The sequence below is a fragment of the Pseudooceanicola aestuarii genome (genome assembly GCF_010614805.1).
Lineage (GTDB): Bacteria > Pseudomonadota > Alphaproteobacteria > Rhodobacterales > Rhodobacteraceae > Pseudooceanicola > Pseudooceanicola aestuarii.
In genome coordinates this window covers 280,352-296,736 of record NZ_JAAFZC010000001.1, presented here as the reverse complement: position 1 = coordinate 296,736, position 16,385 = coordinate 280,352, and the positions used below count along the sequence as shown (strand labels likewise).

The window sequence follows — 16,385 nt, the reverse complement described above, 5'->3', positions numbered from 1 at the left end:
CGCCCGGCAGGCCATGTCAGACATGCGCCACCTCCATCCCGTGGGCGCCGCCCATCATCAGGCCGATCTCCTCCATGCTCAGCCCGCGGGCGGGGCGGATGTCGGACAGCCGCCCCTCGTTCAGCGCGGCAAAGCGGTCGGAGACCTCCATCAATTCGTCCAGATCCTGGCTGATCACGATCACGGCGGTGCCGCCGGCGGCCAGGTCCAGGATCGCCTGCCGGATCGTGGCGGCGGCGGCGGCATCCACGCCCCAGGTCGGCTGGTTCAGTACCAGAACCTCGGGCCGTTGCAGCACCTCGCGACCGATGACGAATTTTTGCAGATTGCCCCCCGACAGCGCGCGCGCGGCCGTGGCGGTGCCGGGGGTGCGCACGTCAAACCTTTCGATGATGCGGCGGGCGAAATCTTCCGCCTTGCCCCATTTCAGAAAACCACGGGTCAGCAGGCCCTCGCGCTCCGCACCGGTGAGAAGAGCGTTTTCCGTCAGGCTCATGTCGGGGGCGGCGGCGTGGCCCAACCGTTCCTCCGGACCGGTCAGCAGACCCAAGCGTCGCCGCGTGCCGGGGCCGGCGGCGCCAATTTCCGCACCGTCCAGGCGGATCATGCCGGGGGCGGCGCGCAATTCGCCGGAGAGGGCGGCCAGAACCTCGTCCTGGCCATTGCCGGCAACCCCGGCCAGGCCCAGAACCTCGCCCGCGCGAACGGTCAGGGAAATGTCTTTCAGCGACGTGCCGAACTGACCGGGGGAGGCGACGTTCAGCCCGCGCAGCTCCAGCCGAACCTCGCCGGGGGCCTTTTCTTCCCGCTCCGGGCGGTGCAATTCGGCGCCGACCATCAATTCCGCCATCTGGGCGGCGGTGACCTCGCGCGGGGTGCAGGTCGCGACCTTGCGGCCCAGCCGCAGGATCGTCGCCTCGTCACACAGGGTGCGGATCTCCTCAAGCTTGTGCGAGATATACAGGATCGACGTGCCGTCGGCCTTCAGCTTGCGCAGGGTGGCAAACAGGATCTCCACCTCCTGCGGCGTCAGAACCGAAGTCGGCTCGTCCATGATCAGCAGGCGCGGGTTCTGCAACAGGCAGCGCACGATCTCCACACGCTGGCGCTCGCCTGCCGACAGATCGCCCACTACGCGCCAGGGGTCCAGCGGCAGCCCGTAGAGGTCCGAGACCTCGCGGATGCGGTCGGCAAGCTCGCGGGTGCGCGGCGGGTCAGCCATCCCCAGAGCGATATTTTCGGCTACGTTCATCGCGTCGAACAGGGAGAAATGTTGAAACACCATCGCCACACCCGCCGCGCGTGCGGCCTTCGGTTCTGCCGGGGCGAAGGCGGTGCCGTTCAGCATCATGTGGCCGGAATCGGGTTTCACCAGCCCGTAGATCATCTTGACCAGCGTTGACTTGCCCGCGCCATTCTCGCCCAGCAGGGCGTGGACTTCGCCGGCGTGGATATCGAAGGTCACGTCGTCATTGGCCACGACGCCGGGATAGGCCTTGGTCAGGCCCGCGATCGAAAGAAGTTTGTCCGTCACCCCGTCCCTTCCCTTGCGGCGTCTTGGCGCGCCGTCCGGCTGTTCCTGTCCCTTAGTAGCCCGGCGGCGACGCTGACGGCAATCTCCTGCGGGTGTTTCCCACAGGCCGGGTCGCCGATCGGGCAGGCAATGCGCGATATCGCGGCATCAGCGTGACCCATTTGCCGCAACCGTTTGTGAAAGCGCGCCTTCTTTGTCGCCGATCCGATCAGACCCAGGGTGGAGAATCCGCGCCTCAGCAGCGCGTCGCACAGGGCCAGATCGATGGCGTGGGAATAGGTCAGCACCAGGTGCCCGGCCTCGGGCGGGGCATGGGCGGACAGCCGGGGCAGATCGGTGGCGGACAGGGGGGTCACACCGTCGGGCAGCGTGCTGGGGAACCGTTCCGGCCCGGTATCGGCCCAGTGGATCGCGAGGCCGGGCAAGGGGGCCAGAACCTGCACCAGCGCGCGGCCAACATGGCCCGCGCCCCAGATCCAAAGCGGCTGCGCCGGCGGGGTCAGCGGTTCGATCAGCCAACCATCCAGCAGCTGGGCCGGGGGCAGGGCGCCGGTGGCACGGGCCCGCGCCAGCAGGCGGCGGACAGAGAAGGGCGGCGCGGCGTCTGGGCCCCTGTCAGGCGTCCCGTCGGGGGCCACGGCTACCGGACGGGCAAGGATCTGCATCGCGCTTGCATCCAGCGCGGCCAGTCCGGCGGCGTCCCAACCCTCGTGGAACAGCGCCACCGCCCCGCCGCAGCATTGCCCCAGGTCGGGACCCAGGGCGCGGCGTTGCAGGTGCCGGGGCAGGGTGCTGCCCTGCGCGGTATCGGGTGCGCAGTCGGCCAGCAGACGGCGAGCACGGGCGATCGCTTCGAATTCCAGCGTGCCGCCGCCGATTGTTCCGGACACTTCCTGCGCTGTCACGATCATTGCCGCGCCGACTTCCCGCGGGGTCGACCCTCGGACCTCCGCCACAACGACGCGCAGGGCGCGCCCGGACCGGGCGACGGCCTGACGCAGGGCGGGGAGATCACGCATCGCGCACCCGTGCCACGGCGGCCAGCACCCGTTCGGGCGTGGCGGGCGCGTCCAGCGCGGGATAGGCGCTGCCACAGGCGGCGACAGCGTCCGACAGCGCCAGGAAGGCGGAGATGCCCAGCATGAAGGGCGGTTCGCCCACGGCCTTGGAGCGGTAGATCGTCGCCGCCGGGTTCGGCTGATCCCACAGATCCACGTTGAAGATGCGCGGGCGGTCGCCGCAAGCGGGTATCTTGTAGGTGCTGGGGGCGTGGGTCTTCAGCCGCCCTGCCTCGTCCCAGACCAGTTCTTCCGAGGTCAGCCAACCGGCGCCCTGGACATATCCGCCCTCGACCTGGCCGATATCCAGCGCGGGGTTCAGGGACGCGCCCGCGTCATGCAGGATATCCGCGCGCAGGATGCGGTATTCCCCGGTCAGCGTGTCCAGCGCGACCTCTGTCACCGCCGCACCATGGGCAAAGTAGAAGAACGGCCGCCCGGCACCCTTGATCCGGTCCCAGGCCAGGTCGGGGGTGCGGTAAAACCCGGTGGCCGACAGGCTGACGCGGTTTTCATAGGCCAGCAGCGCCGCCTGGGCAAAGGTCATCTCGGTCGTCCCTGCCTGCACCTTGCCATCGGCAAAGCGGACCTCCCCCGGTGCGACATCGTGGATCCGGCCCAGCACGTCAGCCATCCGGTCGCGTATCGTGTCGCAGGCCGCCGCCGCCGCCATTCCGTTCAGATCCGAACCGGAGGACGCGGCGGTGGCCGAGGTATTGGGCACCTTGGCGGTGTCGGTCGCGGTGATCTTCACCGCGTCCACCGGCAGGCCGAACCGGCTGGCCGCGACCATGGCGACCTTCTGGAACAGGCCCTGCCCCATCTCCGTGCCGCCGTGGTTCAGATGGACGGATCCGTCCTGATAGACATGGACCAGAGCACCCGCCTGGTTCAGGTGGGTCAGGGTAAAGGAGATGCCGAACTTCACCGGGCTCAGCGCCAGACCCTTCTTGATCACGGGGTTGGCGGCATTCCAGGCCTGCACCGCCGCGCGGCGGGCGGCGTAGTCGGAGGTTTCGACCAGCCGGTCGGTCAGGCCATGCAGCAGGAAATCCGTGACAGCCATCCCGTAGGGCGTGGTCTGCGCCTCCTCCGCCACCGCGTCCAATGCCGCTTCCACAGCGCCTTCGGCGGGCAGGGCCTGCACCGCGCCGCGCGATGTCGCATCGCTGGCGGGGGTGGCAGGGCCGTCGATCAGAGAGGCGGTATGCGTTGGCGCCTCTGGCGCCGGCGGCGGCGGGGCGCCGGCCACCCGCGCGGCGTCGGCATAATAGTTCACCCGCCGCACCGCCAGCGGATCCATGTTCAGCGCATGGGCGATATGATCGATCACCCGTTCGATCCCCAGAACCCCCTGCGGCCCGCCGAAGCCGCGATAGGCGGTGGCGCTTTGCATGTTGGTCTTCAGCCGGTGGCTTTCGATCCGGGCATGGGGCAGGTGATAGGCATTGTCGCTGTGCAGCATTGCGCGGTCGGCAACCGGCAGGGACAGATCCTGCGCCCAGCCGCAGCGCGTCAGTTGCAGGAACTCCACCCCCGCGATGCGCCCGGTGTCATCGAACCCGGCGCGGTAGTCGATGCGGAAATCGTGCCGTTTGCCGGTAATGATCATGTCGTCATCGCGGTCATAGCGCATCTTGCAGGGACGCCCGGTGCGCGCGGCCATCACGGCACAGGCCACGGCCAGCGCGTTGCCCTGGCTTTCCTTGCCGCCGAACCCGCCGCCCATGCGCCGGGTTTCGACGCGAACGGAATGCATCGGCAGGCCAAGCGCCTCGGCGACCTTGTGCTGGATTTCCGTCGGGTGCTGGGTGGAGGAGACGATCACCATCTCTCCGCCCTCCTGGGGCAGGGCCAGCGCGGCCTGGCCTTCCAGGTAGAAATGCTCCTGCCCGCCCATGTCGATCCGGCCTTCGACCACGTGGGGGGCGGCGTCGATGGCGGTGGCGGGATCGCCCTTGGTGTAGATGCGCGGCCCTTCCTCGAACCGGCTGTCGGCGGCCATCGCCTCTTCGTAGGTCAGGATCGGGGGCGTCTGGGCGATGCCAAGCCCGGCCCGCACCGCCGCGCGCCGCGCCGCGTGATGCGATGTGGCCGCCACGACAAAGATCGGCTGGCCCGCGTAATGCACCGTGCCGGTGGCCAGCAGCGGTTCGTCATGGGCCGAGGGGGAAACATCGTTGGCAAAAGGCAGATCCTGCGCCGTCAGCACGGCCACCACGCCCGGTGCGGCGCGCACCGGGTCCAGGTCCAGCATCTCCACCACGCCGCTGGCATGGGGGGAGGTGCCGAAACACAGGTGCAGCGCGTTGGCCGGCAGGGGCGTGTCATCGACGTAGCGCGCGGCGCCCGTCACGTGCAGGCGGCCGCTGTCATGGGGCAGGGGGCTGCCGACGGGGGCTTTCATCACGGAGGGGGGCGTGCCCGGTGCGCTCATGCCGTCACCTGCGCGAGGTCTGTGGGCGCGCCCAGATCGGCTAGGAAATAGCGGGTCAGCAGATTGCGGGCCACGTCGAGCCGATAGGCGGCCGATGCGCGCATGTCGCTGATCGGCTGGAAATCTTCCTCCCAGGCGTCCCAGGTGGCGGCGATCGTGTCTTCGGTCCAGGGCTGGCCGGTCAGTGCCGCCTCTACCGCCGTGGCGCGTTTCGGGATTGCGGCCATGCCGCCAAAGGCGATGCGGGCGTCGGTCACGCTGCCATCGGTCACCGAGATGTTGAAACAGCCGCACAGGGCCGAGATGTCCTGATCGAACCGCTTGGAAATCTTGTAGCATTCCAGACGGTCGTCCTGCCGGGGCAGGGTGATCGCGGCGACGAATTCGCCGGGTTGCCGGTCCTGCTTGCCATAGTCGAGGAAGAAATCCTCAAGCGGCAGGTCGCGGGTCGTATCGCCGCGCCGCAGATGCAGCGTGGCGCCCAGGGCGATCAGCGCCGGTGGCCCGTCCCCGATGGGGGAGGCATTGGCAATGTTGCCGCCGATCGTCGCGGCGTTGCGCACCTGGGTAGAGCCATAGCGGCGCAGCATGTCGGACAGGCCGGGAAAATGCGGCGTCAGCGCCTGCATCATCCGGGTGATCGTGACCCCGGCACCGATGCGGATGCCGTCGGAGCCGATGTCGATCCCTTGCAGGTCCCGGCAGCGGTGCAGGAAGGCGACCTCGCCCAGTTCGCGCATCTGTTTGGTCACGTGCAGGCCCAGGTCGGTGGCGCCACCGATCAGGGTGCCGCGCGGATGCGCCAGGTACCATTCCGCCAATTCGTCCGCCGTTTCGGGCAGGGCTGCCCCGGCGAGGGCAAAGCCACCCTCGGCCGTGTCATCGGCACGGGCCAGATGCGGCGGGGCAGGCTGATCGAATGCCGCCTCCGCCGCGCGGATGATCGGCGCATAGCCGGTGCAGCGGCACAGGTTGCCGGCCAGCGTGTCGTCGTGATCGCGCGCGCCGGTCTGATGCGCCGTGGCCAGCGACATCACGAATCCCGGCGTGCAGAACCCGCATTGCGACCCGTGGTGATCCACCATCGCCTGTTGCACCGGGTGCAAGGTGCCGTCCGGTGCGGCCAGCCCCTCGACCGTGGTGACCGATTTGCCGTGCAGCTGTGGCAGGAACAGGATGCAGGCGTTCACCGCGCGCAGCCCGTCGTTGTCGCCGACCATCACGGTGCAGGCGCCGCAATCGCCCTCGTTGCAGCCTTCCTTGGTGCCGGTCAGACCGCGCGTCTCCCGCAGCCAGTCCAGAAGGGTGGTGGTGGGGGCGATCCCGTCAAGGTCTACCCGGTCTCCGTTCAGGTGAAAGGAGAGTGTCATTGTGCGTATCCGCCGCGTTACCCGTTGGACCGTTCCACCCTTCGATGCGGCGTAGAAGGGCGGGCCTTTCGGTCAGCAAAGCGGGCCGCGCCGCGCAATGCAAGTGTTTCGTGACGCCGGATGCCTGACGGAGGGCGGTGCCGCCCGCCGTGCCTGCCCTTGCGGCGCTGTGGCGGCAGGGGCGGCATTCGCGCTTTCGCCGGGGGGCGGGCGGGCCTAAAATCGACGGATGACCAGCACCCCCCGATTCATTCACCTGCGCGTCCATACCGAATACTCCCTTCTCGAAGGGGCGATCCGGCTGAAAAAACTGCCCGACCTGTGCCGCACCAACGCGATGCCGGCCGTGGCCGTGACGGATACCAACAACCTGTTCGCCGCGCTGGAATTCGCGGTCACGGCGGCGGGGGCGGGGGTGCAGCCGATCATCGGCTGCCAGGTCGATCTGACCTTTGCCCAACCGCAGGGCGACCGGCCGGAACCGCCGGCCCCTCTGGTTCTGCTGGCGCAGAGCGAGCGCGGCTACGAGAACCTGATGAAACTGAACAGCTGTCTCTACCTCGACAAGGCGGGGCAGTTGCCGCAGGTCAGCGTGGAGGAACTTGCCCGCCATTCCGAGGATCTGATCTGCCTGACCGGCGGTCCCGACGGGCCTGTGGGACGGCTGCTGCGTGCCGGCCAGCGTCCGGCGGCGCAGGGGCTGATGACGCGGTTGCAGGAGATCTTTGCCGATCGCCTTTACGTCGAGCTGCAACGCCACCCCGGAGAGGACGGCCCGCCAGAGGCCGAACGGCTGAGCGAACGCGGCTTTGTCGAGATGGCCTATGCCATGGAGATCCCGCTGGTCGCCACCAACGACGTCTATTTCCCCGACGAGAAGATGTACGAGGCCCATGATGCCCTGATCTGCATCGCCGAGGGCACGGCGGTCGATCAGGCCGAACCGCGCCGCCGCCTGACGCCGCAGCATTATTTCAAATCCCCGCAGGAAATGGTGACCCTGTTCGCCGATCTGCCGGAGGCGATCGAGAATTCTGTCGAGATCGCTCGCCGCTGCGCCTTCATGACCTATAAACGTGCGCCGATCCTGCCGAAATTCGCCGATGACGAGGTTGAAGAACTGCGCCGCCAGGCCAAGGCAGGGCTGGAGGCGCGGCTGGCCGTGATCGACCACGCCGCCCCCGTGGAGGATTACGAAAAGCGACTGGAATTCGAGCTGGGCATCATCGAAGGCATGGGCTTTCCCGGCTATTTCCTGATCGTTGCCGATTTCATCAAATGGGCCAAGGATCACGATATTCCGGTCGGGCCGGGCCGTGGGTCGGGCGCGGGCTCGCTGGTGGCCTATGCGCTGACCATCACCGATCTCGATCCGCTGCGCTATTCGCTGCTGTTCGAACGGTTTCTGAACCCGGAACGGGTCTCCATGCCCGATTTCGACATCGATTTCTGCATGGACCGGCGCGAAGAGGTCATCCGCTATGTCCAGGAGAAGTACGGACGCGACAAGGTGGGCCAGATCATCACCTTTGGCGCCCTGCTGTCCAAGGCGGCGGTGCGCGACGTGGGCCGGGTGCTGCAAATGCCCTATGGCCAGGTGGACCGCCTGTCCAAGATGATCCCGGTAGAGGGGGTGAAACCCGTCTCCATCGTCAAGGCGTTGCAGGACGAACCGCGCCTGCGCGAAGAAGCCCGCAACGAGGAGGTCGTCGACCGCCTGCTGCGCTATGGTCAGCAGGTGGAGGGGCTGTTGCGCAATGCCTCCACCCACGCGGCGGGGGTGGTGATCGGGGACCGGCCGCTGGACGCGCTGGTGCCGCTGTATCAGGATCCGCGTTCGGACATGCCGGCGACGCAGTTCAACATGAAATGGGTCGAACAGGCCGGGCTGGTGAAGTTCGACTTTCTGGGCCTGAAGACACTGACGGTGATCCAGAACGCGATCGAGCAGATCCATGCCTCGGGCCGGGATCTGCATATCGCCGCCGACGGGACAGAGATCTACACCCCCAACGAGGGGGCGGAAAACGACATCGGCCAGATCCCCCTGGACGACCAGAAAACCTATGACCTTTATGCGCGGGCCAAGACGGTCGCGGTGTTCCAGGTCGAAAGCTCGGGGATGATGGACGCGCTGAAACGGATGCGCCCGACCTGTATCGAGGACATCGTGGCGCTGGTTGCGCTGTACCGTCCCGGCCCGATGGAAAACATTCCCACCTATTGCGAGGTCAAGAACGGGCTGCGGGAAATCTCCTCGGTGCATCCGCTGATCGACCACATTCTGGAAGAAACCCAGGGCATCATCGTCTATCAGGAACAGGTGATGCAGATCGCGCAGGTCATGGGCGGCTATTCGCTGGGCGGCGCCGACCTGTTGCGCCGCGCGATGGGCAAGAAGATCAAGGAGGCGATGGACGCCGAACGCCCCAAGTTCGAAAAGGGTGCGGCGGCCAACGGGGTCGACAAGAAGAAGGCGACCGAAGTCTTTGACCTGCTGGAGAAATTCGCCAACTACGGCTTCAACAAATCCCACGCCGCCGCCTATGCCGTGGTCAGCTACCAGACCGCCTGGCTGAAGGCCAACCACCCGGTGGAATTCATGGCCGGCGTCATGAATTGCGATATCCACCTGACGGACAAGCTGGGGATCTATTTCGAAGAGGTGAAGAAGGCGCTGAAGCTGCCTTATGTGCCGCCCTGCGTGAATCGGTCTGACGCGATGTTCCGGGTGGTGGACGGTGCGCTGGTCTACGCGCTGGGCGCGTTGAAAAACGTCGGCCCCGAGGCGATGAAACTGGTGGAGGACGGGCGCCGGGTGGAGGGTGCGGTCAAGCCATTCGCCACGATCTACGATTTCGCCCGCCGGGTGGAGCTGAAGAAGATCGGCAAGCGCCCGCTGGAGATGCTGGCCCGCGCCGGGGCCTTTGACCAGCTGGACGACAACCGGCGCCGCGTGTTCCAGTCGCTGGATGCGCTCGTCGCCTATTCCGCCGCGATCTTCGAACAGAAGGCATCGGCGCAGGTCTCCCTGTTTGGCGAAGCGGGCGAAGATCTGCCCGAACCCCGGCTGGCCCCAGTCACCGACTGGCTGCCCGCCGAACGGTTGAAGGAGGAGTTCACCGCCATCGGGTTCTACCTCTCCGGTCACCCGCTGGACGATTACGCCCGCGCCCTGACCCGCAAGGGGGTCAAGACCCTGGACGAGGTCGGCGCCGCCGCGCAGAACGGGCCGCTGGCGGCCAAGATGGCCGGCATCGTCTCCGCCCGGCAGGAACGCAAATCGGCCCGTGGCAACCGCTTTGCCTTTGTCGCGCTGTCGGACACCACGGGCGCCTACGAGGTCACCGTGTTCTCGGATACGCTGGAAGCCGCGCGCGATGCTCTGGAACCGGGGGAAAAGGTCGTGGTCACGGTGGAGGCGACGCTGGAAAGCGATCAGCTGAAGCTGTTGTGCCGGTCGGCTGTGCCGATGGATGGCGCGGTGGCCGATGTGGGCGCGGCGGGGCTGCGCATCTATCTGGAGGACGCCGCCGCCGTCAACGCCGTGGCGACCGTTCTGGACGGCGCGGTGAGCGCCGCACGCGGGGCGGGCCGGGGGCCGGTGAGTTTCTGCCTGATGGACCCCAGCCTGCCCGGTGAGGTGGAGATCGACACTGGCACGGAATTCCCCGTGACCCCGCAGATCCGCGGCGCGATCAAGAGTCTTCCGGGCGTGATGGCGGTGGAGGAGATGTAGCAGCGCGCGGGCCGCGCGGGCGACTTTTCGGGACCGATGCCGCCGCCCCCCGTGCGCAGACGGTGGGGGGCGCCCGTTCTGACGGGGCTGCGGGACGATTGGCGCCCCGGGGGTATGCGCCGGGGCGTTGCGGTCGGGGCCGACGCAGCGGGCCGGCCCCGGCTGTCAATCCAGCGCCAACCGTTCGCGCAGGGCGTTCAGGGCGCGGCGGTCGGCATCGTCCAGCGGGGCAGAGCGGGCCCGGAACAGCGTTGCCTGGCTGGGCAGGATCAGACCGTCGTCAAGGATCTTCAGGTGGTTGGCGCGCAGCGTTTCCCCGGTGGAGGTGATGTCGGCGATGGCTTCGGCGGTTTCGTTCTTCACCGTGCCTTCGGTGGCGCCTTGACTGTCGATCAGCTGGTAATCGGCCACGCCCCGGTCGCGCAGGAATTCCCGCACCAGCCGGTGATATTTCGTGGCGATCCGCAGCCGGAACCCATGGGTCCGACGGAATTGCGCGGCGGCGGCGTCCAGGTCGTCCAGCCCGCTGACATCGACCCAGGCGGCGGGCACGGCGATGATCAGGTCGGCATGGCCGAAGCCCAGGGTGGAAAGTTCCTCGACCCGCTGATCCCAATGGCCCAACTTCTCCCGGACCAGATCCTGGCCGGTGACCCCCAGGTGAATGCGCCCGGCGGCCAGTTCGCGGGGGATCTCCCCGGCAGAAAGCAGGATCAGTTCCAGCCCTTCGATCCCCTCGACCTGGCCGGCATATTCCCGTTCCGACCCGGCGCGGCGCAGGGTGATGCCCCGCGCGCCGAACCAGTCAAAGGTCTTTTCCATCAACCGCCCCTTGGAGGGGACGCCCAGCTTCACGCTCATGTCGTGCCCTCCGGTTCGGTCACAAGGCCCAGTTCGACCATCAATCCCGGCCGCACCACGGCACCCACAGCCGGGATGCCGCCGGGCCGGCCCTGTGCCTGGCCCAACAGGCGGGTCAACGTGTCGTAGCGCCCGCCCGTGGCAACCGGGGGCAGGTCTGGCCGCGCTTCGGCGTAGAAGCCGAAGACGAAACCATCGTAATATTCCATGTGTGTGCGGCCATAGACGCTTTCGAAATCCAGCGTCGCGACATCGATCCCGCGCCCGTCCAGCGCCTGCGCACGGGCATCCAGCCGGTCCACCGCCGCCACGATGGAGGGCATGTCCACCGCGATGTCGCGCAGCCGTTCCAGCGCGTAGGGCAGGCGTTCGCGCACCGCCAGCACCGCCTCGATCAGGGCGACCTCCTCGGCGGAGACGGGCGGCTCGGCGGCATCGGCGCGCAACAGGGCGATCCGGGCCTCGACCTCGGCCCGGCTGCGCAACCCGATCTGCGGACCGGCTCCGGCCAGCGGATCCTCGGCCGCCAACAGGGCGCTGCGAGCGGGCAGGGGGCGACCCTGGCCAGCATAGCGGTCCAGAAGCGACTTGAACCGCGCCGGGCGCCAGATGTGGCGCCGCAGCGCGCTGCGGCGCGCATCGCTGATCCGCAGGCCGTCCACGGCCGCCATCAGCAGGCCGATGTCACCGGTCGCCGCCCGCAGCCCCAGCGGGGCCAGCGCGGCCTGCACAAGGGCGAAGACCTCGGCATCGGCGGCGGCGGGGTTGCTGCCGTCAAAGATCTCCACCCCGACCTGCATGTATTCGTTGGCGCGGGCCTCGTCTTCCTCCTGTCGCCGAAAGACCTCTCCGGCGTAGGTATAGCGCGCGGGCTCCGCACCCTGGGCCATATGCATCTGCACCACTGGCACGGTGAAGTCGGGGCGCAGCATCTGTTCGCCGCGCAGGCTGTCCGAGGTGGTGTAGGCGCGGGCGCGGATGTCCTCGCCATATAGGTCCAGCAATGTGCCGGCAGGCACCAGGATCGGCGCCTCCACGGCAAGTGCCCCGGCCTGGGCGAACCCCGCCTGCACCTGTGCCGCGCAGGCGCGCACGGCGGATTTGTCGGGGGTGGATTTGCCGGGGCCGGACGGCGCGGGGCGGGCGGGGGGCTGCATCAGTCCTGCCCTGCCAGGATATCCTGGATCTTTTGCACCATCTGGTCGCGCGGCACCTCGAATTGCGAGGGGCGTTCCTTCCATTCCTCCAGCGTGGCGTTCTGCGCGATCTGCGCGCCCAGCACCAGATCCTTGATCTGCACCACGCCGCGGGCTTTCTCTTCGGCGCCTTCGATGACGGCGGCGGGGGAACCGCGCCGGTCCGCGTATTTCAACTGGTTGCCGAAGTTCTTGGGATTGCCCAGATAGACCTCGGCCCGGATGCCGGCTTGGCGCAGCTCGGCCACGATGGACTGGTAATCGGCCATGCGGTCGCGATCCATCACGGTGATGACCACGGGGCCGGGCGCGGTGCTGCCCGCGCGGCCCTTGGCCCGCAGCGCGGCCAGCAGGCGGTCCACCCCGATGGAGACGCCGGTCGCCGGGACCGATTGCCCGGTGAAGCGTTTCACCAGATCGTCATAGCGCCCGCCGCCCGCGACAGATCCGAACTGCCGCTTGCGGCCCTTCTCGTCCAGGATTTCAAAGGTCAGTTCGGCCTCGAACACCGGGCCGGTGTAATAGCCAAGGCCCCGCACAACGGAGGGGTCGATGACGATGCGGTCAGGGCCATAGCCCTGGGCGGCCAGCAGATCGGCCATCTGCGCCAGCTCTTCCACCCCTTCGGCGCCAATGGCCGAGGCGCCGACAGCGGCGCGCAGATTTTCCAGCGTGGCGGCAGAGTCCGCCCCGCGCGAGGTCAAGAAGGCCAGAACGGGCGCGGCCTGCGCATCGTCCAGCCCGACCCCGTCGATATAGGCCCCCGAAGCGTCCAGCCGGCCCTTGCCCAGCAGGTCCCGCACACCGGCCTCGCCCACCTTGTCGAACTTGTCGATGGTGCGCAGCACATCGGCGGATTGCGCCGGATCGGTCACGCCCGTGGCCTCCAGCACGCCATTCAGAACCTTGCGGTTGTTGATCCGCACCAGGTAATCGCCGCGCGGGATCCCGACCTCTTCAAGGCAATCGGCCAGCATGGCGCAGATCTCCGCATCCGCCGCCGGCGAGGCGCTGCCGACCGTGTCGGCATCGCATTGATAAAACTGGCGGAATCGCCCCGGTCCCGGCTTTTCGTTGCGCCAGACGGGTCCCATGGCATAGCGGCGATAGGGCGTCGGCAGGTCGTTGCGGTGCTGGGCATAGACACGGGCCAGCGGCGCGGTCAGGTCATAGCGCAGGGCCAGCCAATCGCCCTTGCCCTCTTCCTCGCCTTCCTGCCAGGCAAAGACACCCGCGTTCGGGCGCTCCACGTCGGGCAGGAACTTGCCCAGGGCCTCGACGGTCTCCACCGCGCTGCTTTCCAGCGCGTCAAAACCGTAGCGATGGTAGACCCCGGCGATCTTCGACAGCATCTCTGCCCGTTCGGTCACGTCCGTGCCGAAATAATCGCGGAACCCCTTGGGCGTTTCCGCGCGGGGCCGGGGGGTCTTCTTCACCTTGGCCATGGGTCTCTTCCTTGCCTGCAATTGCGCCTGCGGGATAGCCCAACCCCCCGCGCGGGGCAAGCGACGCTGGCGCCGTCGCTTGCCTGTGTTAGACAGGCCCGGCAAACTGCCACAGGAGGCCCCGATGGAGGCGCTGGAAGAAAAGATCGCCCATCTGACGCGGATCGTGGATGATCTCAGTGACGAACTGACCCGCCAGGGGCGGGAAATCGACGTGTTGAACCGCCGTGTCGCCATGTTGATGCAGCGCGAGGCGGCGCGCGAACAGGATGGATCCGGCGGCATCGTGATGGGCGACGAAAAGCCACCGCATTACTGAACACCCCACGCGGCTGGGTCTCTGGCCTCTGGTTCCGTGATACCTCGACTTTGCTCTGGCCGGGGGCAAGTCCACAAGGGCGCCGCGATTTTCACAGGCAAGGGCGGTAAAGCCATGCCTGGCCAATATGACGGGACCATCGCTCCGGCGCTGTTACGCTCCGGGAGAGGGAGGGCAATCTCTGTCATGTCGGTCACGAGACCAATGGCACCATGCGGGCGCATCGCCCATGGTTGGAGCGGCCCCGCCCCGTTGCCAGATCACGCCGTGCCTGGCCAGAAGGCGTCAGATCATGTGTCCCCGGGTCACAAGACTCCAATCTCAGCCAGCGCGGCCGAGAGTTCGGGCGGCAGATCGTCGTCCCCGGCACGCGCCGGATCAAGATCGGCGGGCGCCTTGTTCGCTTCCAGGTAGCGCCACCCCTGGAACGCCCGCTTCGGCAACAGGGCGACCGGCACCAACGTAGGGTGCAGCACAATGGCGCAACGCCGAATGCCGTCCTCCTGACGCACTTCCTCCAGCGCAAGGATGCGTTGCCGGGCCTGGATCAAGCCTTTGATAACCCAGTAGATGGACCCGCCGTCCAGCAACTCGCCCTCACGACGCGGCCACATCCGCGTCAGATGCCGCGCCCGCCCGTCCGCCGATTGATCAGCCCGCATCGCCTGCCAGCTTGCCAATGTTTCCACACTTTCCGTCCCGACGGAAAGTTTCACCAGGTTCAATGTCCCCACCGAGTATCGCCCCCATCTCTTAACATTATACTAAGGGCTCTTCAGTCGCAGACAACCACCTCACCTGACAGGGCGGGAGCGAGCAGGTTCAGGAAAAGTGAACGGTCAGGCCAAGGAAAGGGTCTTGTGCCCATTCGGGATTGAACCCTCGCGCTTGCCGCGTCGCGACAAGCGTGGCGGAGACGAAGGGATTCGAACCCTCGAGACCCTTCCGGGCCTACTCCCTTAGCAGGGGAGCGCCTTCGACCACTCGGCCACGTCTCCGTCGACGCGTATAGCCAAGGAAACATCAGGGTTACAAGGCGAAACTGTTCGTCGCCGCAAAAAACCCCCCACCGTCAGAAATCTGCTCAAAGTGCACGGAAAGGCACTGAACGGCACCGAGTTTGGGCAAGATCTGGTCAATTTCCCCTACAGCGAACGCGCCCTCGGACGCGTCAAGCGTTTTTTGAGGCCGCGCAGGCCGAGCGCGCCCTTGAATCTGCCAAGGTCGTTTCCGGCCGGGTCCGCACGATCCGATCTCCTTTCCAGAAGGAGGTTGGGACATGAAGACCAACGGCAAGGACCCAGGTTCGGCGAGCGTCGAAGAGCTCGCTATGTATTGGAGACTGCCCTCGGCCAGGGCTGCCCGTGAGCTCGCGCGGAAAATCGGCGTCCGCAACGACAGCGGCCGATACCCGTGGTCTTCCATTTGGGCAGCCGAGGGGCTCGCGCCGCCTCCACGATCGCGCTGGGACGAACTGAAGCTGCCTCACTGCACGGCGGACGACGTCGCAGGCATCCTGGGGGAGTCACCGCGCTCCGCCAGGCGACGCGGCTTGGCGAAGCCAGATGCGAGCTTTCCCGACCCTATCCCGCTACGGAAAAAGTCGATGCTCTGGCGAAGGGCACAGCTGCGCGCCTGGCAGGCAGGATTACCCGTGCCTCATTACAAGCGCGCCTCGACGACAGCGATGCGCTCGCCTTAAGCCTCGAAGCCCCGGTATCGGAAGCCCGTGTGCAACTCATTCGATCCCTGGGCTGGAGCACGATCTGCGGCCACCGGGAACGATTAAATGACACCCCCGACGAAGAACGGAAAAGATGACAACCACCCGGCAAGATTGTTGCGACTTTTCTTGCAGGCTGTCTGTCAATTTCCGCTTCGTCACAACGAAGAACGGCCAATCTGAACGATGAACGGCCAAATCAAGGAAATGACACCCATGACTTTCAATCCCTTTGAAGATAGTTTCCAGGGTCTTGGCGACAAAACGACCTCCGGAGAGAAGACCCTTCAGGATGTGCTCGAGTGGCTCGAACGCGACGAATGCCCTCTCGGGGAAACCGCTCGACGAACCTATGCGCAAGCCGTCCGAAAAGCGGCAAGGCTGATTGGTCGGACGCCCGACCGAATTCCAGCTTGCACGACGCAGTTTCAGAGCATGTTTCCAAACAGGGACTATGCTCGTTCCTGGGGCAAGACCTTCTGCGCTGCAAAGCGCTGGAAGCGCAACGTTTCGGCGGCGATCAATGGCGCGACCGGCATCATCGCGGCTCAGAAGGAGCGCAGGTCGCGGCGTGACGATTGGGCACTCCTTCTGGCTGTGCTGGGGGAAATCGCAGAGAAGGTCTGTCCCTCTCCGTTCGAGCTTCATCCAAAGCAGCTCATCTGCATCCAAAGCTGAGCGGATACCGCCAGAAAGCTGGAGA

At 66.8% G+C, this 16,385-nt stretch carries 11 protein-coding genes and 1 tRNA gene; 3 read left to right on the top strand and 9 right to left on the bottom strand.

Features of this window, described 5'->3' with window-relative positions; all coding sequences use genetic code 11:
* Nucleotides 1–16 precede the first annotated feature (16 nt).
* From G5A46_RS01255 to xdhA, 4 genes are read right to left on the bottom strand one after another with little or no spacing between them, the layout of a single operon-like run.
* Nucleotides 17–1,534: an ABC transporter ATP-binding protein gene (locus G5A46_RS01255; protein ID WP_163846534.1), complete on the bottom strand. Its 1,518-nt coding sequence runs from the start codon at nucleotides 1,532–1,534 to the stop codon at nucleotides 17–19.
* Nucleotides 1,531–2,553: a xanthine dehydrogenase accessory protein XdhC gene (gene xdhC / locus G5A46_RS01250; protein ID WP_163846532.1), complete on the bottom strand. Its 1,023-nt coding sequence runs from the start codon at nucleotides 2,551–2,553 to the stop codon at nucleotides 1,531–1,533. The genes G5A46_RS01255 and xdhC overlap by 4 nt, the downstream gene beginning before the upstream one ends.
* A complete protein-coding gene (xdhB, locus tag G5A46_RS01245) occupies nucleotides 2,546–5,029 on the bottom strand; it encodes a xanthine dehydrogenase molybdopterin binding subunit (protein ID WP_239520558.1) in 2,484 nt (827 codons plus the stop codon). Before xdhB ends, xdhC begins: the two co-directional genes overlap by 8 nt.
* A complete protein-coding gene (gene xdhA / locus G5A46_RS01240) occupies nucleotides 5,026–6,399 on the bottom strand; it encodes a xanthine dehydrogenase small subunit (protein ID WP_163846530.1) in 1,374 nt (457 codons plus the stop codon). Before xdhA ends, xdhB begins: the two co-directional genes overlap by 4 nt.
* 229 nt (nucleotides 6,400–6,628) lie before the next feature.
* On the opposite strand from xdhA, the gene dnaE reads away from it, so the two are divergent.
* A complete protein-coding gene (gene dnaE / locus G5A46_RS01235; protein ID WP_163846528.1) occupies nucleotides 6,629–10,138 on the top strand; it encodes a DNA polymerase III subunit alpha in 3,510 nt (1,169 codons plus the stop codon).
* A 165-nt stretch (nucleotides 10,139–10,303) separates the two neighbouring features.
* On the opposite strand, the gene hisG is transcribed toward dnaE, so the two are convergent.
* Genes hisG through hisS form a run of 3 tightly spaced genes read right to left on the bottom strand, consistent with a single transcriptional unit; the run spans nucleotide 10,304 to nucleotide 13,640 of the window.
* The gene (gene hisG, locus G5A46_RS01230) at nucleotides 10,304–10,999 is read right to left on the bottom strand and encodes an ATP phosphoribosyltransferase (RefSeq protein WP_163846526.1); all 696 of its coding nucleotides are present in this window, start codon (nucleotides 10,997–10,999) and stop codon (nucleotides 10,304–10,306) included.
* Nucleotides 10,996–12,156, bottom strand: a complete 1,161-nt coding sequence (locus G5A46_RS01225; RefSeq protein ID WP_163846524.1) for an ATP phosphoribosyltransferase regulatory subunit — start codon at nucleotides 12,154–12,156, stop codon at nucleotides 10,996–10,998. Before G5A46_RS01225 ends, hisG begins: the two co-directional genes overlap by 4 nt.
* Entirely contained in the window at nucleotides 12,156–13,640 is a 1,485-nt protein-coding gene (gene hisS / locus G5A46_RS01220; RefSeq protein ID WP_163846522.1) for a histidine--tRNA ligase, read from the bottom strand. Before hisS ends, G5A46_RS01225 begins: the two co-directional genes overlap by 1 nt.
* A 124-nt stretch (nucleotides 13,641–13,764) precedes the next feature.
* Here hisS and G5A46_RS01215 point away from each other — a divergent pair, with 124 nt between their 5' ends.
* The gene (locus G5A46_RS01215) at nucleotides 13,765–13,959 is read left to right on the top strand and encodes a SlyX family protein (RefSeq protein ID WP_163846521.1); all 195 of its coding nucleotides are present in this window, start codon (nucleotides 13,765–13,767) and stop codon (nucleotides 13,957–13,959) included.
* 305 nt (nucleotides 13,960–14,264) lie between these two features.
* On the opposite strand, the gene G5A46_RS01210 is transcribed toward G5A46_RS01215, so the two are convergent.
* Both G5A46_RS01210 and G5A46_RS01205 read right to left on the bottom strand, forming a co-directional pair.
* On the bottom strand, nucleotides 14,265–14,684 hold the full coding sequence (locus G5A46_RS01210; RefSeq protein WP_239520557.1) for a DUF1489 family protein: 420 nt from the start codon (nucleotides 14,682–14,684) through the stop codon (nucleotides 14,265–14,267).
* A 183-nt stretch (nucleotides 14,685–14,867) separates the two neighbouring features.
* Nucleotides 14,868–14,957: transfer RNA gene (locus G5A46_RS01205), tRNA-Ser, on the bottom strand.
* A 941-nt stretch (nucleotides 14,958–15,898) separates the two neighbouring features.
* Between G5A46_RS01205 and G5A46_RS01195 the strand changes: the two genes are divergently transcribed.
* On the top strand, nucleotides 15,899–16,360 hold the full coding sequence (locus G5A46_RS01195; protein ID WP_163846515.1) for a hypothetical protein: 462 nt from the start codon (nucleotides 15,899–15,901) through the stop codon (nucleotides 16,358–16,360).
* The last annotated feature ends 25 nt before the right edge of the window (nucleotides 16,361–16,385 follow it).